This window comes from Brytella acorum (assembly GCF_029309905.1).
Lineage (GTDB): Bacteria > Pseudomonadota > Alphaproteobacteria > Acetobacterales > Acetobacteraceae > Brytella > Brytella acorum.
In genome coordinates this window covers 1-20077 of the sequence record NZ_JARBJP010000001.1, presented here as the reverse complement: position 1 = coordinate 20077, position 20077 = coordinate 1, and the positions used below count along the sequence as shown (strand labels likewise).

Sequence of the window (20077 nt, the reverse complement as noted above, 5' to 3'; positions counted from 1 at the left end):
TCAATCATTGCTATCGTCACCATCAAACATTCTGGATACCTACAGTGGACCAGAGCAGCGGTTCGAGATCGGGTTCCAGCCTTGTGTCGGTCAGCGTGGCTGACAGGGCGTCGAAGATATCGGCAACCGCGCCCTCGATCTGGCTGGCGTCGGGCAAGGACCTCGGGTCCGGCTCATCCTCGAAGGGACGGTGGCCGTAAAGCTGGAGTTCCGCCAGCACATGGGCGGTTGAAGAGGTGGCGTGGGCGGGTTCGAAATCGTCCTGTGTGCGGGTCATGGGTCTGTCCTCCGGTTCTGGCCGCGCCACTCGCGGCCTTTCCGGGGGCGGATAGCGGCAGACGAAGGCCGGGCCCGAACCGCGCAACGCGCGGCCGGAACGCAGTGGAGGATGGCAGGAAGACGGCTATTTTGTTTCGCGATGCAAAGCGCGGACGCAGTCCCGCGCGGCGGAAAATAGCCGGCTCCGCCATTGCAGGGCCGGCCTGACTGACGCCCGCTCCCCTTCCTGAAAGGCTGCGGGCGCGCCCTATCCGGAAAACGGGACAGCCCCGCGCCACACGGGAAAGAAGATGACCCTCACACCCTCTTCCCGGCTCGCTTCAGTGCGTGACGGGCTGCAGAAACCGCGCCACGTCCTGCGGGGCAAGCTGGGGATGCAGGATTGCCCGCATCGCCCCACGCCCGAGATAACGCAGATCATCGTTGAAATCCGCCAGACGTGGTGACAGCACGAGGCACTCGATCCCGGCCTCCTGCGTCCGGGCCATCAGGGTCGCTACCGCATGGTCTCCGGCCGGGTCGTCATCGCGCAGCACGTAGAGGCGGCGCAGCGTCGGCGGAAACGCCATGGCGGCGAGATGCACCGAGGACAGGCCGGCGGCGAGCGGCAGATCGGGCATGACCTCCCGGAGCGACAGCACCGTCTCGATCCCTTCGCCTGCCGCCAGAACGTCGGACACCGGGCCAAAGCGCACGGCATTGCCAAGCAGGTCGCCCATGGCCCGGCGGGGGATTTCGACAGGGGCCTTGCCGCGCCCGTCCCGCGCCAGTCAGATACAATGCATACCGGTCAACGTGCCGTCGAGGTCGGTGACGACCGCGATTAGCGTGGGCCTGGTCTGGGTCGGAGCGACAGCGGGATCCTGAAAATTAGCGTGACAGTTCCATGGCAGAGAGAAGTGCCTCTGCATGAATTTCGAGCGTATCCAGACATGGTATCGAGAGTGTGACACCGTCAAACAGAAGCGGCAGTTCTGTACAGCCGAGAACAACGGCATCTATGTCGGATGCAACTGTCATTCTCTGAATGATGTTCAGAAACTCGGTCTGCGTTGCCGGTTTGACTATTCCATGTTCCAGTTCGGTCGATATTTTTTCCACCACGAAATCGAAATCATGTCCTGTGGGGATCACCACGTCTATTCCGACTTCCCTGAACGGTTTCTTGAAGAAATCCTCTTCCATGGTGAAACGGGTGCCCAGCAGGCCTAACTTTTTCAAACCCTGCTTTTTTGCTTCATCGCGGGTTGTTTCGATAATGCTGACAAGCGGCACAGACGAGTGTTCGCGCAAGGCATCAAAAACAATATGAGGCGTATTCCCCGTAAGCGACACGATCTCGCAGCCCGCTGCTACCAGATTATTGATGCCGCCCACGAGATAACGCGTTAACCCATCATAATCTCTGTCCGAGCAATATTTTAGAACATTGAAAACATTCAGGCTTTCTATCGTCAGATTAGGAAAAAACTCCTTTCCAACCTGCTTATTGGCTCCATAAACAATTTTCTTGTAATAAATGAGTGTGGATTCTGGACCTGTTCCACCAATTAAGCCAAGTTTTTTCATATCCACCTCTCCCAATACCCAGATTTCCGCATCAGAATGCAGAATGTCAGCCCGTTATCGTAACGCGTGGCTTTCGGTCACTCAAGATTGACCTGTGTCGGCATAAACACAAAACACTCTGGGCCACCCGATCAAAAATCATGCCGCTTTTTCGAAACAGGATGTTTTTACGCCTCGCATTTTACCTTCAGTCCCTGGAAGGGTTTATCTGTGGGTAAGTAATATGGCGACTGCTATCAATAATCGCAGATTCAGTGAGGTGCGCGGGAACGGCATCCGTCATGGACATGATATGAAAGACTGTCACCCCGTGGGCCAGGAGATAGTCAGTAACGATGCGCCTGTGACAGCGCCACCAGAGCACTTCCGCGCACATGATCGCAACAGTCGCCTGCTGTCCCGCCTCGATAAGCCGGACGAGACCTCGGTGAAACTCTTCCCCAAGCGCATAATCAGCATAATTATGAAAACTCTGGACACGCCAGAATGCGTTGGTCTCCGCAGGCACCGTCTTCGACCGTGGCCGTCGTCCACCAAGCTCTGGGAAATGACTATATCCGATCCCCTGTGTCGCCAGTTCCGGCTGGAGACTGGTGCCATCATAGTCGCGATTACGTCGGGAATACGGAAAAGCCCTCACATCCGCGATCAGTGTCACGCCATAATGACGCAAAAGCGCTATAAAATCAGATAGCGCAAGCGTGGAATGCCCAATGGTGTAGAATGGATGGCAAGAAGATGAGCTTGCCTCCCCTGCGCGGTTCACATTGGATACGGAGTTTTCCATGCCGTCACAAACTTTCCAGATCGGAGATATCGTATCCTGGAACTCGGAAGCGGGATACGTCAGTGGACGGATCAGAGCCATTCATACGGAGCCCTTTCTGGTCAACGGCTATCAGCATCACGCGACGGCAGAACACCCTCAATATGAAATAGAAAGCCTTAAAACCAGCCATATCGCCTTTCACAAAGGCACGGCCCTGACCCTTGCAGAGTGACTGGATCCTCTCCTGAGTCAGCATGATGACTGCGCCGCAATATCCATCAAAGCAGAGACCGCCGGATTGGCTGAGGCAATCGGAGCACAGAGCACCACATCCAGCGTCGGGGCGGTTCTTAAAGGTTTGGAGACAAGGTTCTCATCAAGCATACTGCACAGGGATTCCGGAATAAGTGCGACCCCCAGTCCCTCTGCTACAAGTTTTATGATCGTATGTTGCAGCCTGGGGTCCAGGACAAAATTGGGGGAAATCCCACCAGCCGCAAAATAACTGGCAATTGCTGACCGAAGCGTCGGGGCGACAGACGTGGGTGTCGCAATAAGCCTCTCATGACAGAGATCGTCCGGCCCAATCATTCTTTTATTGGCGCACGCATGATCTGCTCTCATGATCATTCGTAATTTTTCTCTTGCCAGATGGATTGTCCGTAAATGCGGAGAATAGCCGGGAGCGAACGTCACTGCGGCATCCAGTTTTCCTGCCACCAGCATGTCATCAATTTCCGTGGGTGTCCGTTCTTCCAGAACAAGTCGCACATCAGGTCTGATCTCGGAATAGCGCTGCACAAGTCGCGGTACAACACTGTGGGCCGCGTGCATCATAAATCCAAATCGCAACTCGCCCTTCATTCCGCTCGCCACCAGCCTGACATCCCGACAGGCGGCATCAAACTGTGAAATGACTGTGCGACAATCGTCCAGAAAGTATTTTCCGGCTGGCGTGAGCGTGACGTGTCGCGAATTTCTTTCAAACAGCTTAACACCCAGTTTCTGTTCGATCAGGGCGATCTGACGACTGAACGGCGGCTGGGTCATATGCAACAATTTAGCCGCCCGACCAAAATGGAGCGTTTCCGCGAGCGCCATGAAATAATGCATATGCCGCGTGTCCATCTGATACCTTCAAAGTATTGGTTAAGCCGGAACTGCGCATTGGATTATATCAATAAGCTCGCATAGTGTCACACGCTCTGAAGACCCTCCGAGCCGCCTGATGTTCACTAATATTCTGATTGTTCTGCCAATTTTCGCGCTCATCCTGACGGGATGGATCGCCCGCAAGACTGGGGCACTTGGTCCCAACGCGACACGGGAAGTCAATCGCCTGGTGGTCTATCTGGCACTGCCCGCAGTGCTGTTTGACATCGTGGCCAATGCGAAACTGGCCGACATCTGGGAGCCCGGGTTTACCCTGGCGTTTGCTGGGGGCTGCTTCATCATATTCGGTGCGACCCTTTGGTGGAGAGTTTCTTCAGGTCATGCTCTTGCTGACGCCGCGATTGATGGCCTCAACGCCAGCTATGCCAATACGGGATTTGTCGGGTTTCCTCTTGTTCTATCCCTCGTTGGTGACAGAGGCATGGCGCCAACGCTCGTTGCGACACTTGTGACTGTCTGCGCCCTTTTTGCGACCGCGATCACCCTGATCGAAGCCGGCCTCCAGACCGAAACCCGCCGCCGCGACATTGTCAGGAAAACCCTGTTTTCCCTTGCAAAAAATCCGTTGCTGGTTGCGCCAGTCCTCGGTGCGCTCGTGATGCTCTCCGGCAGCCATCTGCCTGGCCCAGTGCATATGTTTCTCAAGCTTCTGGGGGGAGCCGCCTCCCCTTGCGCCCTGATTGCACTGGGGCTGTTTCTTGCCGGCACGACATCCAGAACAGGTTCCCCGGCAGCATCGACTGTCGGGGTTTTCGTTCTTCTGAAACTGATCGGACAGCCACTGATGACATGGCTGATCGCGGCCTTCCTGCTGAAACTCCCCTCAGAGACAACGCATATCGCGGTTCTTCTCGCTGCCCTCCCCACTGGCACGGGTTCTTTTATGCTTGCGGAATTCTACGACCGGGAGGCGGCCCTGACCGGGCGGATTGTGCTCATCTCAACCGTGCTCTCGATCGCAACCATTTCGCTCTATCTTGCAATCGCAGGCACCTGATGGGCACAAAAACGCGGAGATCTTTTTGGCGCCGACCGCCAACACCGATCCTGCCGGAAGAACAGAATGACTCAGAAGAGATTGACGTCCCGCTGCGGGTGATGTCTATTTATGAAGACGGCAATGGACTCTGCCTGACTTCATCCTGAAGTCGAACCGCCCTTAGGGCTGATGACTCCTACCTCGCCACAACGGTGGCATATGAGGGAGGAGTGCGTTCAGAGTCATGCGTCATTTTTCGGTTATACAGACTTCGATCATTGCGGCCCTGCTGTCAGTCCTGCGCTGGACCGCTTTTCTTCTGCCGATGGCCGCCTGTGTTGGCACATTATGCGCAGTCTTCCTGTGGGCGCTCGATCACGTCACCGAATACCGTTTCACCCACCCTGGCCTGCTCTGGTTTCTGCCCCTTGCCGGCGTTGCCGTCGGTCTGGCCTATCACTGGTTCGGACGCTCCGCCGAAGGCGGTAACAATCTGATTGTCGATCAGATCCATGAGCCCGGCGGGGGTGTGCCCCTGCGTATGGCCCCGCTGGTTCTGGTCGCCACCGTCGTCAGCCATCTGTTCGGCGCATCCGTTGGACGCGAAGGAACGGCCGTCCAGATCGGTGGCAGCATCGCGTCCGGTTTCGCCCGCCTGTTCCGCCTTGATGATAATGCGGTGCGCATCATCCTGATGGCCGGGATTGCCGCAGGGTTTGGCGCGGTATTCGGAACTCCGGTTGCCGGCGCCGTCTTCGCGATGGAAGTCCTGAGCATTGGCAGGATCGACTATCGCGCTCTTGTCCCGGTCGCAGCCGCTTCAATCACGGCAGACATGGTGTGCCATGCCTGGGGGATCCATCATGTTCCCTACAAGGTTGCCTTTGCAGGCTCCCCTGATCTGTTCGGCGAGACCTTCCATACCAACCCACTGCTTCTGCTCAAAGTCGGCATGGCCTCTGTCTGCTTCGGGCTGGCCAGCCTGCTGTTTGCGGAATCGGTGCATCGTCTGAGCCCGATTTTTCGCAGACTGTGTCCTGTTCCCTGGCTGCGCCCAGCCATTGGGGGCATCCTGACCATCCTGCTCGTCTTTATTGTCGGGACACGGGATTATCTCGGGCTTGGCGTCATCGCGGCCACGCCCGACGGGGCCTCAATCATGAATTTCTTTCATTCAGGCGATTACACATGGAGCTGGCTGTGGAAACTCGTTTTCACGGTCGCCGCTCTCTCGACCGGCTTCAAGGGCGGAGAAGTGACGCCCCTTTTCTTCATCGGCGCAGGGCTGGGCCATACGCTCTCGACGGTTCTGGGTCTGCCGACCGATCTCCTTGCAGCCGTCGGTTTCGTGGCCGTCTTTGCAGGCGCGGCCAACACCCCCCTCGCCTGCACCTTCATGGGCGTTGAGCTGTTTGGCGCAACAAACGTCATCTACATCGCGACCGGCTGCTTCATTGCCTATCTCTGCTCCGGGCATTCCGGGATTTATCTCTCCCAGCGCATCAGCGTGCCAAAAACGGCTCACCCTCACATCACCGCGGGCATGGCGCTGCGGCAGGCGCGCGCACTCATCGGACAGTCCGCACCTCACACCAATGAACAGCCATCATCCGACACACCAACCAGAACCGGGGCATAAGACAATGAATGAAGCATCCATAATGCAGACGGAACCAGCGGGCATTCTCCGGATCTTCATGACATCCGGATCACGTGCGCACAACGGAAGTGGCAAGACCTTCTCAGGTCTGTTCCAGCGCAGACCGCTCTATCGCGATATCATTCATGCCGCCAGAGCCGCGGGCTTCACCTGTTCAAATGCCCATTTCGCCCATTACGGCTTCTGGAAGGGTGGCGCGATCCAGCAGACCCTAGGGGAAATCCCCAACACGCTCCTGTCGGTTTATGTCGATATTCTCGGCAGCCAGGACCAGTTGAAAGCCTTCTGCCTTTCCCATGAGACGCTCCTGAAAAAGACTGCTCTCTATTTCAAACCGGCTGAAGCTTGGCATTTCGGCGATCAGCAGGCGCTCTGACGCGAAGTCATGACAATTTCCAAGTGATTATCAGAGAGGTAAGCCATGCGTATTCTTGCCATACTCGACCGCATCGAGACGTCAGTTTTCACCCTTGAGACCGCAGGCGAACTGGCCACGCGTCTTGGTCATCCGCCGATCAGGGTTCTGCACCCCGCGCTTCAGGACAATCCCGATTATCAGACTCCCGATGAAGGGATGCCCAGTCCGGAAGAAGAGAGACGGTTTGCGCAGACGGTCTCCGCGAAAGCCGATGCGCTGCGCAATGCCTTTCACACATGGCAAGCGACCCTGTCCGACACACAGGCTGCCGAATGGATCGAAATCGCGGGGGATGTCCGCAAGACCGTCGCACGCGAAGCGATGAACGCGGACATCACCGTTCTCAGTCGTCCCCGTTCCTCCGACCCCGAGGAGGTGGCGCAGGCCTTCAGTGGAGCGCTGTATGATGCGCACGCTACAGTGGTCGTGGCTCCGTTGCAGCACCATGACAGCGTCGGCGCCCATCCTGTCATCGCCTGGCATCAGTCTCCAGCGCTGGATCAGGCCATTACCGCCGCTCAGCCTTTTCTGGAGCGGGCGTCCCGTGTCAGCATCGTGATAGGCGAAGACAGGCCCAATGAGGTTGCGGAACCCGCCATTGCGGAAGAACTCCGCCAGAAAGGCGTGGAGGTTGTCATTGATCGCTTTGTCATTGCGTCGTCGGACGTGGGCGAGGAAATCCGCCAGCACGCCCTGAAGGCAGGGGGCGATCTGCTGGTCATGGGGGCCTACAGCCGCCCCCACTTCATTGAGTGGCTGTTTGGCGGGCCGACGCAGGACATCCTGTCACACGCAACGCTCCCAATCCTGACCCACCATTGATCGCCAGCCAGAGGGTGAGACGGATCGTATCATGATACCCAATATTCTGCCGACGTTCCTGATTGCACTGGGAGGTGCCGGGGGCACGCTGCTCCGCTACTGGGTCGGTCTGGCCACGACCCGATGGAGCAACACCCTTCCCTGGGGCACGATCCTGATCAACTTCAGCGGTTCGTTCGCGATCGCCCTGTTCGCAGCACTGTCCGCGACTGGCGGACGACTACACGTCTCCGATACAGCACGACTTGTATTCATGGTCGGCATCTGCGGCGGCTACACCACCTTCTCCTCCTTCAGCCTCCAGACGGTCGATCTGCTCCAGAACGGACACCCCGGCAGGGCCTGCCTGAATGTCGGTATTTCCATCGTCCTTGGCATGAGCGCCATTTTTCTGGGATTTTTGAGCGCGCAGGCGCTCAATCAGGCGTATCACCATGTTCAGGCATCATGATCCGGCATCACGCTGCCGGGCCGCCATAACCACTCTGGCCGCTTCAACGAAGCCTCGCCCACCAGGCCCGACAGTGATCCAGTTTGGCGGCTGAGGAATCTGGTCCAGAAAACGGGAAACCGTGCTGACACCGACAGAATGCCGAAAGAATGCGAACATGGGCGCATCATTCGTTGAATCACCCGTGTAAAGAACCGCGTCAGGATCGGTGCTGATATCGAGATCATAATGTTCCAGAAGAATGCGTCGTGACATCGACAGTTTATCGTACTCGCCGATCCATCCGAGAACCCACAAATTATTGACCGTTATGTTCAGGGAGGCCGCCTTCAATGCTGCAAGAATGGCGTCTCTTTCTGCGGGATCGTGCGGCTGTGAAAACGCAAGACTGGTCTGTCGAAAGGGTTGATCATCAGCGAAAGTCGCAAAAGGTAACACCTGTTTTATGTTTTGTCCGATATCAGACAACTCTCTTTCGATACTCAGGCGACGCTGTTCTTCATGCCAGAAATATCGTTCAACACCATGCCCCTGTGATGCCCTTCGGAAAAATAACCCGCCATTCTCGCCGATGACCCCATCTATCGGCCACATACGGGCCATCTGGTCACACCACCCCGCAGGTGCCGCTGTCACCGGAATGACTTTCACGCCGGCAGTCTGAAGCTGTTCAAGCGCTGCATATGTCTCCGAGGAGAGCCGACCATTATATGTCAGGGTCTCGTCCATATCCGTGAGAACAAAACGCACGGTCCGGAATATTGAAATATCCGCGTCTTCAAGTGGCTGCACTTTATCAATCCTGAACTGTGGAACCTGTTTTCTGAATTCCTGGCGTCGTCAAAATTGGGGCTGATCTTCGGTATCTACTATGTCAAGTGTTCATCATTCTGTATCACGCGGGGAAAACGATGACCCACACCCCTTCCCGGCCCACCTCAGTGCGCGACGGGTTGCAGGAACCGCGCCACGTCCTGCGGGGCAAGCTGGGGATGCAGGATTGCCCGCATCGCCCCACGCCCGAGATAGCGCAGATCATCGTTGAAATCCGCCAGACGCGGTGACAGCACGAGGCACTCGATCCCGGTCTCCTGCGTCCGGGTCATCAGGGTCGCCGCCGCATGGCCTCCGGCCGGGTCGTCATCGCGCAGCACGTAGAGGCGACGCAGCATCGGCGGAAACGTCATGCCGGCGAGATTCGCCGAGGACAGGCAGGCGCCCAGCGGCAGATCGGGCAGAACCTGGCGCAGCGACAGCACCGTCTCGATGCCTTCCCCGGCGGCGAGCACGTCAGACGCGACTCCGAAGTGCACGGCATGACCGAGCAGACCGCCCAGAGCGCGGCGCGGATGATCGACCGGGGCTTTGCCACGCCCGTCCGCCGCCAGCCAGGTGCGATGCACTCCAGTCAGAGTGCCATCGAGGTCCGTGACGGCGGCGATCATCGCAGGCCAAGTCTCGGTCGGCCTGTCCTCGTCCGGGCGATAATAGCAATACGGATGGAAGCGCAGGGCTCCGGTTCCGTGCAAAAGCGTCATGTCGCGTCTGTGGAGATACGCTTCTACGGACGTGCCCATGATCGGCCCGGACATGGCCCAGAGCCGTCGAGCCGCTTCGGAAGAACTGGCCGGTGATCGTTCCTGCGTGGGGCGATCCCTTGAAGAAGGTGCCGGGTCAGGGCGAGGCAAGCTGAGGAAGGCGCGCGCCTCGTCGGCGACGTCGCGGAAATCCACCAGGTCGAGGCTTTCGCGGATCACGTCGAGCAGGTCGCCATGCTCGCCGGACTGCGCGTCCGTCCATTTTCCGGCCCTGCCATTGGCGGTGTCGTGCAGCCGGACGAACAGCGACCGGCCGGGCGCATTCCGCACGTCGCCGACCGGCCAGTAATTGCCGTGACGGCGACCAGCGGACAGATACCGACGGCACACCGCCTCTGCGTTCTCCGCCAGACGGCGGGCGAGATCGCCCGCATCATTTCCGGCCATCGGCCTGCCCTCCTGTATCGGGATCGCCTCCGTCCAGGGCAATCGCCAGCCAGCGATCGGTGGTCATCCATGACATCGTCCTGCGTCTGCCAAGGTCAAGCAGATGCGCGCCACCGCTGAAGGCGCCGATCCGGGGACGTGAGGCCGTATTGGCCCACTAGAATCCCCATCGGCCCCGCAGCCGGAATGTTCGCGCACAGCGTAGCACGAATTCCACCACCTGATGCGGATCGCCGGTCACGTCATCGCGCATCCAGAGTTTCGTGCCGCCATATTCAGGCACGATCGACAGAACAAAACCGTCAGACGGTGGATCTTCCGCCGCCAGTTCGTCGATGAATTCATTGTAGAGGTCGAGCGCCTTTGCGGCGTTCTCCACCGTGCCCACGTCGAGCACGCAGGAAAAATACGTGAAGAAATCAGCCATCGGAATAACTCCCGAAACGAAAAAGCCCGGCGCAGTGGCCGGGCTCGTAAAAACGTATTGGCGGAAAAACAGAGAAGCGGCTTTCAGGACGCACGCTCCATCAACCGGCGGGCCTTCTCCTCCAGATCCAGCCTCGTGTCCTGATTGGCCTTCGTCCGTGCCAGTGCCGTGATCTCCTGCACGAAATCGAACACGCTCTCGGGCTTGTGCCCTTCCTCGTGCAGCACGGTTTCGATGACCTTGGTGGTTTCCGATTTCGAGAACCCACGTCGACGCAAGAAACTTTGCCGATCGTCATCAGTTCTGACTACCAGCGCCCGACGCGAAGCCTGGATACCGGAAACAAACGAGGCCGGGCTGGCCGTGGCGAAATTCCGTAGCGCTGGTGTGGCCTGATGCACGAAACGCGATGCGGCGAACTTGCTATGTCGGATCGTGATCTGTTCGAAATTCTCCACGCCCCACAGCATGCGATTCTGACACACTCCGCGCAGGTAAAAAGACGCAATACCCAGGCTTTTACTTCCGACTTCGGAATTCCAGGCATAAAAACCCCTGAAATAGAGATCGGGGTCGCCGTTGGGCAAACGGCCAGCTTCAATCGGGTGTGTATCGTCGACCAAAAACAGGAATACATCGCGATCTGATGCGTAGAGCGTCGTCGTCTCCTTCGTGATGTCCACATAGGGATTATGGGTCATGGTCGCCCAGTCGATCATACCGGGCACCTTCCAGTTGGTATCGCCTGTGCCGTCACCGGCAATTTTCCGCACCGCACCGACCAGTTCATGGTCCCAGATGCGGCCGTAATCGGGACCGGTGACCGCGCGCAGTTCGACTCGTCCGTCTTCGGTCTCCAGTGTTTTCACCAGTTCGGCCCGGTGTGACAGCAGCCCGTGCTGGAGATTGATCGCCGCCAGTGGAGCCGGAAGGTTACGCAGATAGGATGAAGGTGCCCCGACAAGGCTGCACATCTGGCCGAACGACCAGTGAGTCGGTGCGATCGGCTCACTCTGGCCCGGCACGGTCAGGGTGAGGCGCTCGGCATTGTCGCGGGATGCTTCCACGCGGATGGCGCGGCTTTCCACCGTGCGGGCGGTGGCGCGCTCGGCACGGGCAAGTGTGGCTGCGTGCAGGTCGGACAGGGACAGATAACGCTCGTCATCGGGGCGGGAGAACCATTCGGACGAGACGCGAGCGTTCCGTTCGCCACGTGACGGGTCGATACGGAAGCCGCCGGAAGTGGCACCACGGGACGCGGGAGACAGGATGGTGGTCATGGTAAACTCTCCTCTTATGCCGGTTATTCGGCACAAAAAGGCGAAGCCGCCCTCTCCCTCTTTCCGGGGAGCCGGACATAAAAAAAGCGGCTTCCGGGCACCGGAAGCCGCTGTCTCACAATTCCAAAACCCATCGTTTTATTCGGCGGCAATGGCCTCCATATCCCCGCCTGCCGTCACTGTTTCAACCTGTGTCTGATCATCCAGCACAGCCGTCCGCAACGCTTCGGGCAACCAGCCCGAACCCTCCAGCAATTGCTCGGCCTCGCGGGCCATGTCGGGCTTCTTCAGGTGGGCAATACGGTTAGCCGCCTCATTGCCACGTGCATCCCGCACGGCCTGCAGGATGCGCGCCTTGGTCACCCGGCCGAGATAGTTCTCGACCGTGGGCTGCCAGCCCGCCTCGACCAGATCGAGGCTGAGCGCAGTGGCAAGCCGGTCGGCGCGGACCAGCCGCCCCCTGACGCTGCGTGCCAGAGACGGACCATACGAGGGCATGCGCTCATAAAGTGCATTGACCCCGAAGGACAGGCAGTGCGCCAGCAGGGCCATCCGACTGACCTCATCCAGCCCGTCGATCCAGCGCCACAGTGCATCCTCGTTTTCTGGCAGATCGTGCTTCCAGCCCTCGTTGCGCTGGCGCAGCGCATGGGCTGGCGCACTGCCCGGCATGTCGGGGGAATGCACCGGTAGCGAGATTTCCCGGACATAGGCTTCAAGGCATTCAGCACCCGGTGTCTGCCAGTAAACATCGCGCACCAGCGTATGCAGGAACTCAGTCAGGGCAATGTGCGGATTGCTGGCGAACGCATCCCGCAGGGCCAGCGTGCGCCACGCCGTCAGTTCGGTGAGAAGCCGGTCGGGCAACGGTTTGATCCCGTCTTCTTCCTCAGGCTCAACGTCGGGAGAAATGCTGTTGCCCTCCCCGCCCGTATCGCCGCCATCATCAGCAATACGTTCATCCCGCCCATCATACGCAGCATGATCGTATCCGCCGGCATCATCGACCTCCTCCGGCTCGGCAGGCATGTCCTCGGGCAGCACGAAGCCCCGTTCCACCTGCAATGTGCCATCGCTGGCGAGGCTGACGAAGGCGCCGGCCCGCGCCATGTCGGCAGGATCGAACGCCAGGGGCCGTTCCTCCAGGGCAAGAATTGCCTGTTCAATCCCGCCCAGCCGTGCGTCGACCTCGTCAGGGTATTCATCGGCCTGGGCGTATTCCGCCTCGATAGTTTCCTGCTCGGCACGCAGGGCTTCGAGACGGGCGGTTTCTTCATCAGAGAGTGGCACTTCCGTGCCATCAATTTCCGCGAAATGCCGTGTGTGCCCCCATGGAAACGACAGGGCTGTCTCGACCCATTTCCAGCCCTCGGCGCGGATATCCTCAGTAGCTGTATGCAGCTTTTCCATGACCAGCCGGTCCAGAAGGGCGGGATCCTGCAGCCAGCCGCCGTCGTCGGCTTCGAACAGGTCGCGCATGATGTGACCACCGGCTGCGATATAGACGTCCAGCCCCACGAAACGGGCGCGCGCGTCCGAGGCCCGCACAGTCTTTTCCGTCAGCATGCGGCGAATGACATAGGGTTCACGGTTATGGCTCTGGGCCACGATGTCCCAGACCTGTTCCTGCCGGGCATGGTCATCGCTGATGGAAAAGGCCATCAACTGCTCCAGATTCATGCCATCCTGCTCATAGATATCGAGCAGTTTGTCGGACACGGTCATCAGCCGCAGACGCTGTTTGACCACGGCGGATGTGACGAAGAACGCGGCGGCGATTTCCTCCTCGGACATGCCTTTTTCCAGCATGTCACGAAAAGCTCGGAACTGATCCAGCGGATGCAGCGCCACACGCTGGACGTTCTCGGCCAGGGAATCATCCTCGGCAAGAATGGCCGCCGATCCGGCCTCGCGCACGACGCACGGTACGGGTGCAGTCTTGTTGAGCTTTTTCTGTTTCACCAGCAGTTCGAGGGCACGGAAGCGCCGTCCGCCAGCGGGCACTTCATAGCTGCCGGTTTCGACACCAGCATCATCAAGGACGGGACGGACATTCAGGCCCTGCAGCAGCCCGCGACGCTCGATATCGCGGGCCAGTTCGTCAATCGACAGGCCGGCCTTCACGCGCCGCACGTTGGATTGCGACAGCACCAGCCTGTTGAACGGGATGTCGCGGGACGAACTCAGGCTGATTTTGGGAATAGCGGTCGCCATGGCGAAAACTCCATGACGGGCGGACAGGAGACTCTCCCCTACCCTCTTAACCCGTCACGAAAATCCGCGCAGCCCTCTGACTCTAACGGTGATACCCAAGCCAGTAAGCTCCGGCCTTTCCCGGTAAAAAAATTGATTGGAATGGCTATCAATCAATAGCTGAATGGGTAATCTTAGGCAGTAGTCGATGGGTCCATATATCCGCTGATAATGAGCATTTTATGCAGGGCTGGTCTTATCTTCGAGGAGTGTTTTATCTATAAATTATAGTCCACAAACATTCCAGAAGAAACACATTTAAAGAGTCTTAAGAAATTGACAGACAACGTGAGCCTTGCCGTTTGGTGCAAACCGAAAACCTCCGGCGCATCTTCGAAAATAGAAGCGCATTTCAATTATTGGTATTTAAATGGGGACAATTCATTCAAAAGGAATGACCAAAATCCTGTGAATGATATAATAGAAATAGGAATTATGGTTGATAACCCAGAAGATATTGAATGTATTAGAATATTTTTGCCCATGAGAGTTGACATAAATTCTATTTCAGACTGCTCATCTTATTTCAGCAGATCTGACATATCTCAAGGAATATTCAACGAGCCGCTTCAAGGGTCTGGTCCCTCCACATCTGGACCAAAGTGCATTCAACTCTCAAGAAACGATCAATCTGTCTTCGCGAGGGTTATGGTGTTTGCGACAGATAATCAAAATATTTCATCTGAACACCTTAATCTTTCACATCAACAAAATGGAACGTTGTTATCCATTGAGGATGCAATTCTCAGTGACGCGAGGACATTATTTACAGATGAAATCCCCACTTACTTTAGATTGCGAGTATCAGTCGGTGAGGGAGAAAACAATCCAATAGTACGCGCGGTGCCAAAATTAGATAAGTTTCTCCAAAGTAGCTACGATGAAATCGAATACCTCGATTTTCGCGTAAATGAAGCGCGAACTCTTCCAGATCTCCTTGAAGGCCAAATGCGACGAGAAAATGGGGGTGCCATCAAAATGCGAGTCGTAGCATTTTTAACTGCTATCCCGATGCAATCCGATATCTCAGTTGCGAATACTCCCTCACATAAAATGAGACTATTAGAACACAATCAATGGAATACTTATATCGTAGGCGGTATCCCGGAAGGGATGATGGTTTATCATTGGAAACGAGAGGAAGCGCCTGTCAATATGCAAACCGCTTTGCCCCCTGTGCCGACAGAAATTAGCGATTTTACGGCGTTTGTGAAATTAACTACTCATCGATGCAGTCGACGAGTATGGTTGATTTATCTGGGTATTGCGTTTGCACTCGGAATTGGGGGCAATATCGCGGCTAATTATGCGCAAAAGGGCATCGATGACGGAGTGATATATATATCGAACTTACGGCACAAGGATACGTTGACCAAGACAGGATCTGTGACGCCTCCCTTTGAGAAAGAAGGCAATAGAGACGTGATCAGAACCACGGAGAATGTAAGGAACGGAGGATGAAAGTTTCGTCCATGTCCAGAATGTATTTTGACCGGAATAGTAAGCCCAAAGATAGCGAAATTATGATGCGACCGCTCGAAGCCGAAGCTCTGAGCTTTCTTTTGCCCCTTTCGACTGACTATCCAGGTATCGAACAATGGTTTTCGACGAAAGTCGTGCCAGGCCTGAGAGATGAATCAAGGACGCTTTTGCGGGTTGAAAGGCAAGGCGAACTGGTGGGGCTTGGCATTGCAAAAAAGGAACACAACGAGCGCAAAATTTGCACTGTAAGAGTGGCACCATCTCACGTGGGACGTGGCATAGGCGTCCGGATTTTTGATAGCCTTCTAAAGTGGCTTGATGAAGATAGGCCACTTTTAACCGTAAATGACAATAAACTTCCCATGTTTGAAAGAATATTCGATTACTATGGATTCAATCTCACTTCGCATATAAAGGGACTATACTTGCCGTCATCAGTAGAATTGGGATTTAATGAGTGTAAATCAAAAAATAAAAACCAAATACTAAGAAATAAATCGTTTTTCGTCCAAACGGCGGATGGCTGATGCCAAGTCATAATTTATTGATGCATTGTCAATTACCAGAGGAACGTGAAGATTACTGACGTAAGAGCGAACGGTTCGTTGCTCTTCCAGTCGTTCAGCCTCGATTTGATCAACTGTGCGGTTAGGACGAACCCTTTCCGCATTTTCTCTCCTTTGTTTTACAACAATGGCATCGGCTTCAAGTAAAATAAATCCATCTGGCTTAAGGTCTTTAATAGTTTCCAGAGGAACCTCTACTAAACCTTTGTCATTATCGATAATCGCGTGGCAATCTAATAACATAATTTTATAAGGAAAAGATTCCCTTAGAGCCATTACGGCAGAGGGAAGCACCTCTTGATTCGATTTAATTGATTCTGAATCCGTAGTCCGCAATGCTTCTATAGCGGTTCTATGGGCCCGCTGCATGATGGCACTAGCTCGATCATAGAAGTATGTAGGGTTACTTTTCACAAAAGCCTCGCAAGCCGTAGTTTTACCTACTCCTGAAATGCCAAAGACCATAATCAGAGGGGCACGCTTCGTACTCATATCAAATTCCACTGCTGCTGACGCCGAATTTCCTTACCATATCCCGTAATGTACATGTAGGACTGGGGCGGCGTAAAATCTTCGATGATATCGCTTGGCACTATTGGTTCATCAAAAATACGCAGTTCACCAATTTTCAAAGCATATCCTTTTTCACGCCCATCAAAATAGGCGTCAAAAAAATCCTTACTAATGCCGGATCCTTGCGCTGTTGATTCCCATAACCGCTCTGGTTCATCTTCAAAAATTTCTTCGATGTCGAATTCGCCAACAATCTTTCCCACTGGCATTGTAGAATAAATAACAACAGTCGTTATATTTTTCCGTGCAAATATTTTCCTCCGAAATTCAAATTTCTTTATCCCTTTCATAATATTTTTGACGTGAACCGGATTAATTGATAACAAGACGCGCATTAATTTTCCCCATATCGAGAATTTTTAGAAGTTGGTTACGGGTTAAAGAGCGCAAATCCCACCGAGGTTGTACTGACATAATATCATCATCGATTAGGGTACCCCGCGTTGTACGACGGTTAAACGCAGCATTATAAGTCATTTTCGCTACACTTAACCGCTTTCTCTTAGTAAAAATATCTCGCAACTCCAATTCAGAAAATACGCTTCGCGGTTTAGTGTAAGCCAGAAAGGCCTCCACATTCGGAAACTCTTTTTTCGTTTTAACTTCTTCTACGATGCAGACCGAAGAGACGACAGATCTGAAGTATGCTTGTCCAGGCCGATCAGTGGTTCGGTAAAAAATCACAACATCACCCGGTGACATTCTCTGTAATGGCAAGCCAGATATATACACCTTGTGAATTGTATTACTATGCGACACATCTTGGACAATCTCTTGTGCCTCATTTCGTAGTATAGAATCTGGTAACAGACGCGTATGATACGCCGGATAAATTGCCAGCAACCAATATGAATGACCGACAATGTGTACAAAAGGATAATCTTTCAAGCGATCACCCGTAAAATCGGTCAGGGACCGAGTCAGTACGATCTCGGTGCCGTTATCGGTCGTCTTAGTAGCACTTTGCTGGAAACCGTATCGCTTGAAAAGCGTAATAAGACTATCGTGCACTTCAAATACTGTAACATAAATACTTTCAGCATTTTGATCTAAAGCTGTATCAAATACTTTTTTGATAACTCTTTCGCCTAGTTTTGTACCTTTCGCGACAATCTTTAGCGTCCCGACCTTTAACCATTTCTTTGCTGGCAATGGTGGCACCACATCATTGACCGCACCATTTTCCCGTTTCAGATAAATCATCCCGCTAAGCTCTTTACCGTCATCGACGACGTAAAGATCTTCATCCGCTTTGCGAGAGAACCACTCGGGAAATTCTCGGTAGCCCTTTTTTAAACTATCAAAAAAGGGATCTTCGATCGACAAATTACGAAATTTCGTAAGACGCAGACGTCTCGACATTTTGCCCTCCACAAGAGCCGTCAAGCGACTCTAATAGCGGCTCATTACCGTTGAATCGTTCTTCAGCTCTCCTGTCAATAGTCGATGTCCGACCTAATTTCCTTAACTAGACTAGAGAGCTACCCGTAAGTCTCAGTTTTCGAATATGCGGGCACTCAGTGGGGGTTAGTTCCAACACTTCCTCCCCAGACGACATGCGAGGACGTCTCCTAAACGTATCTTCCTCGTGCGGTTGTCGAACCTTGTAAGCCCTACCATAACGACCAGAGGCCACTCCTCCTAACCCCGCAGTTAGAAAATTCATGATCGCTGATATCGTGAAGCGCCTGTGTCCCTAGTCTGCTTTGTAGCGCTATTGTTCTCATTCAGCCTGAATGAGCGCCACCAACTGGCCTGTGATCCGATCAAACTGATCTGTCTCTATCGTCCCGGCTCGCTCCCGTTCCGCGTCGATAAGCGCCCCAGCAATTGTGCAGAGATCTGCAGCAAGTGTCTCCGCCTTCCTCCCAGAAGCGACATGCTGACGTTCAAGAAACGTCGTTACCACTGCACAGAGTTCGCTCATGACCCGGCGCTGGTCAGTCTTGAGAGGCAGTTTCGCTTCAATTTCATCCAAGCGCGAGGCGAGAAGCGGACGCTCCCGGTCAACCTGAACTGCGGCGAGAATCAGAGAGCGTAATCCATCACGCAATGACTGGCGACACGCAGTCACCAGCGCCGAGGCCACGGCATGCACCAGCCTTTCTCGCACCTGACGACTCAGGGCCGCGATGACCTCGTCCCTGCCTGGGAAATACTGGTAAAGGCTGGCGATTCCAACACCGGCACGCTCCGCAATTGCGTTAGTGCTGCAGGACTTTCCTTCTTCCAGAAGCAGAGCAGTCGCTTCCAGGATGACGTCCACAGTCGCTCGCGAACGTGCCTGACGCGGCCATTTCCGTGGAGCCAGAGCGAGGTCGGTATCCTCGGTGAAAATGCGAGTAACGCCGGCACAAACCGACGGATTATTTTTATCTGCATCCAGTCTTGTCTGCGGAGTTACCATGACCGATCACCTCTTTCGTCCACAATTCACACCAGCTATCCAGCGGGTTCTTGAACGTCTCTATTCCGAGACCATTGAACAGGATCCCTTTCGACGTGCAGAAGCGCAGTCCGCAGGACTGAACCATGATGGAGAACACGAATTTTATCCGGCCATGGCTGGGGCCAGAATGCCAGTCACACCTGAGTTTGGCGCCCTGCTTTATGTGCTGGCACGCAGCAGCGGCGCCCGACATATTGTTGAGTTTGGCACGTCGTTCGGGGTTTCAACACTCTTCCTGGCAGTCGCCCTAAGAGATAACGGCGGCGGGCGGCTGGTGACAACAGAGTTTGTCCCGCAGAAAGCCGCAAGCGCAGCAGCCAATCTGCACGAGGCCGGGCTGGCTGATCTGGTGGATATCCGCATCGGAGATGCCATGACTACGCTTGCCCGAGATGTGCCGCAGCCAATCGACCTGATCCTGCTTGATGCCTCGAAAGGGCTCTATCTGGATATCCTTCGCCTGCTCGAACCGGGTCTAAGACAACGAGGCCTCGTCGTGAGCGATCGCGCCGATCTTGATGGGGGCGATGGCGGCCGCGCCGGTGCTTATCTGGCCTATCTGAGCAACCCGGCGAACGGATATCGTATGGCGTCGATCACAACTGAAGCTCTTGGCCAGAACTTTGCTCACGACATTGCGGTTCGAGTCTGACCGGACTGCCTAAAGAACCTCGCTCCCACGTTCACGCACACGTGAAATCAGCCCAACCTACGCTGCGCTTTCACTCCCATTTGCATCCTATACGCATCCTGCGCGCGGAGCAGAAACGCAAAAGGCCGCCCATTGGGCGGCCTAAGCGTTTGATATTAAACGGAAATTTTGGTTGCGGGGATAGGATTTGAACCTATGACCTTCAGGTTATGAGCCTGACGAGCTACCGGGCTGCTCCACCCCGCGACATTGGTTTTCAGGGTGGATCAGGGGACCTGGCGGCGACCTAC

20 protein-coding genes, 1 tRNA gene, 3 pseudogenes and 1 riboswitch are annotated in these 20077 nt (G+C 55.2%); of the genes and pseudogenes, 9 read left to right on the top strand and 15 right to left on the bottom strand.

What is annotated here, in order from left to right:
• Positions 1-34 precede the first annotated feature (34 nt).
• From PWM43_RS00120 to PWM43_RS00105, 4 genes and pseudogenes are all read right to left on the bottom strand, one after another.
• Positions 35-277: pseudogene (locus PWM43_RS00120) on the bottom strand (hypothetical protein); the annotation flags it as partial.
• A 322-nt stretch (positions 278-599) separates the two neighbouring features.
• Positions 600-1130, bottom strand: a pseudogene (locus PWM43_RS00115) (toprim domain-containing protein); the annotation flags it as partial.
• Positions 1131-1149: 19 nt separating this feature from the next.
• Positions 1150-1848, bottom strand: a complete 699-nt coding sequence (locus PWM43_RS00110; RefSeq protein WP_289840545.1) for an aspartate/glutamate racemase family protein — start codon at positions 1846-1848, stop codon at positions 1150-1152.
• A gap of 187 nt (positions 1849-2035) precedes the next feature.
• The gene (locus PWM43_RS00105) at positions 2036-2635 is read right to left on the bottom strand and encodes a DUF488 domain-containing protein (protein WP_289840544.1); all 600 of its coding nucleotides are present in this window, start codon (positions 2633-2635) and stop codon (positions 2036-2038) included.
• Here PWM43_RS00105 and PWM43_RS00100 point away from each other — a divergent pair.
• Positions 2634-2849 (top strand): hypervirulence associated TUDOR domain-containing protein, encoded by a 216-nt coding sequence (locus PWM43_RS00100; RefSeq protein ID WP_126621481.1) that lies wholly within the window; start codon positions 2634-2636, stop codon positions 2847-2849. The genes PWM43_RS00105 and PWM43_RS00100 overlap by 2 nt on opposite strands.
• A 17-nt stretch (positions 2850-2866) precedes the next feature.
• On the opposite strand, the gene PWM43_RS00095 is transcribed toward PWM43_RS00100, so the two are convergent.
• The gene (locus tag PWM43_RS00095; protein WP_289840543.1) at positions 2867-3745 is read right to left on the bottom strand and encodes a LysR family transcriptional regulator; all 879 of its coding nucleotides are present in this window, start codon (positions 3743-3745) and stop codon (positions 2867-2869) included.
• Between the two features lie 100 nt (positions 3746-3845).
• On the opposite strand from PWM43_RS00095, the gene PWM43_RS00090 reads away from it, so the two are divergent.
• The 5 genes from PWM43_RS00090 to crcB all read left to right on the top strand — a co-directional run bounded on the left by PWM43_RS00090 (position 3846) and on the right by crcB (position 8120).
• A complete protein-coding gene (locus PWM43_RS00090; protein WP_289840542.1) occupies positions 3846-4787 on the top strand; it encodes an AEC family transporter in 942 nt (313 codons plus the stop codon).
• A gap of 110 nt (positions 4788-4897) precedes the next feature.
• A riboswitch (Fluoride riboswitch) is annotated at positions 4898-4975 on the top strand.
• Positions 4976-5013: 38 nt separating this feature from the next.
• Complete coding sequence (locus PWM43_RS00085) at positions 5014-6408, top strand: voltage-gated chloride channel family protein (protein ID WP_289840541.1); 1395 nt, start codon at positions 5014-5016, stop codon at positions 6406-6408.
• Positions 6409-6430: 22 nt separating this feature from the next.
• On the top strand, positions 6431-6805 hold the full coding sequence (locus PWM43_RS00080) for a hypothetical protein (RefSeq protein WP_289840540.1): 375 nt from the start codon (positions 6431-6433) through the stop codon (positions 6803-6805).
• 45 nt (positions 6806-6850) lie between these two features.
• Complete coding sequence (locus tag PWM43_RS00075; protein ID WP_289840539.1) at positions 6851-7669, top strand: universal stress protein; 819 nt, start codon at positions 6851-6853, stop codon at positions 7667-7669.
• A 31-nt stretch (positions 7670-7700) separates the two neighbouring features.
• Positions 7701-8120 carry a fluoride efflux transporter CrcB gene (gene crcB / locus PWM43_RS00070; protein ID WP_289840538.1) on the top strand — a complete coding sequence of 140 codons (420 nt, stop codon included), beginning with the start codon at positions 7701-7703 and terminating at the stop codon, positions 8118-8120.
• Here crcB and PWM43_RS00065 read toward each other — a convergent pair.
• From PWM43_RS00065 to PWM43_RS00045, 5 genes and pseudogenes are all read right to left on the bottom strand, one after another.
• Positions 8115-8912 (bottom strand): HAD-IIB family hydrolase, encoded by a 798-nt coding sequence (locus PWM43_RS00065; protein WP_289840537.1) that lies wholly within the window; start codon positions 8910-8912, stop codon positions 8115-8117. The two genes, crcB and PWM43_RS00065, sit on opposite strands and share 6 nt — an antisense overlap.
• Positions 8913-9058: 146 nt before the next feature.
• Positions 9059-10105 (bottom strand): DUF7146 domain-containing protein, encoded by a 1047-nt coding sequence (locus tag PWM43_RS00060; RefSeq protein ID WP_289840536.1) that lies wholly within the window; start codon positions 10103-10105, stop codon positions 9059-9061.
• Positions 10092-10532: pseudogene (locus tag PWM43_RS00055) on the bottom strand (hypothetical protein). Before PWM43_RS00055 ends, PWM43_RS00060 begins: the two are co-directional and overlap by 14 nt.
• Positions 10533-10615: 83 nt before the next feature.
• Entirely contained in the window at positions 10616-11812 is a 1197-nt protein-coding gene (locus PWM43_RS00050) for a DUF932 domain-containing protein (RefSeq protein ID WP_289840535.1), read from the bottom strand.
• Positions 11813-11950: 138 nt separating this feature from the next.
• Positions 11951-14026 carry a ParB/RepB/Spo0J family partition protein gene (locus PWM43_RS00045; RefSeq protein ID WP_289840534.1) on the bottom strand — a complete coding sequence of 692 codons (2076 nt, stop codon included), beginning with the start codon at positions 14024-14026 and terminating at the stop codon, positions 11951-11953.
• 327 nt (positions 14027-14353) lie between these two features.
• Between PWM43_RS00045 and PWM43_RS00040 the strand changes: the two genes are divergently transcribed.
• Both PWM43_RS00040 and PWM43_RS00035 read left to right on the top strand, forming a co-directional pair.
• Positions 14354-15526, top strand: a complete 1173-nt coding sequence (locus PWM43_RS00040) for a hypothetical protein (RefSeq protein ID WP_289840533.1) — start codon at positions 14354-14356, stop codon at positions 15524-15526.
• Positions 15523-16074, top strand: a complete 552-nt coding sequence (locus tag PWM43_RS00035) for a GNAT family N-acetyltransferase (RefSeq protein WP_289840532.1) — start codon at positions 15523-15525, stop codon at positions 16072-16074. Before PWM43_RS00040 ends, PWM43_RS00035 begins: the two co-directional genes overlap by 4 nt.
• On the opposite strand, the gene PWM43_RS00030 is transcribed toward PWM43_RS00035, so the two are convergent.
• From PWM43_RS00030 to PWM43_RS00015, 4 genes are all read right to left on the bottom strand, one after another.
• The gene (locus PWM43_RS00030; protein ID WP_289840531.1) at positions 16033-16605 is read right to left on the bottom strand and encodes an ATP-binding protein; all 573 of its coding nucleotides are present in this window, start codon (positions 16603-16605) and stop codon (positions 16033-16035) included. The genes PWM43_RS00035 and PWM43_RS00030 overlap by 42 nt on opposite strands.
• Complete coding sequence (locus PWM43_RS00025) at positions 16602-17021, bottom strand: hypothetical protein (protein ID WP_289840530.1); 420 nt, start codon at positions 17019-17021, stop codon at positions 16602-16604. Before PWM43_RS00025 ends, PWM43_RS00030 begins: the two co-directional genes overlap by 4 nt.
• Positions 16999-18048, bottom strand: coding sequence for an N-acetyltransferase (locus PWM43_RS00020; RefSeq protein WP_289840529.1), 1050 nt, complete (start codon positions 18046-18048; stop codon positions 16999-17001). Before PWM43_RS00020 ends, PWM43_RS00025 begins: the two co-directional genes overlap by 23 nt.
• Positions 18049-18409: 361 nt before the next feature.
• Positions 18410-19093 carry a TetR/AcrR family transcriptional regulator gene (locus PWM43_RS00015; protein WP_289840528.1) on the bottom strand — a complete coding sequence of 228 codons (684 nt, stop codon included), beginning with the start codon at positions 19091-19093 and terminating at the stop codon, positions 18410-18412.
• Here PWM43_RS00015 and PWM43_RS00010 point away from each other — a divergent pair.
• The gene (locus PWM43_RS00010) at positions 19092-19787 is read left to right on the top strand and encodes an O-methyltransferase (RefSeq protein WP_289840527.1); all 696 of its coding nucleotides are present in this window, start codon (positions 19092-19094) and stop codon (positions 19785-19787) included. The genes PWM43_RS00015 and PWM43_RS00010 overlap by 2 nt on opposite strands.
• A gap of 169 nt (positions 19788-19956) precedes the next feature.
• Here PWM43_RS00010 and PWM43_RS00005 read toward each other — a convergent pair.
• Positions 19957-20033, bottom strand: a tRNA-Met gene (locus PWM43_RS00005).
• Positions 20034-20077 lie beyond the last annotated feature (44 nt).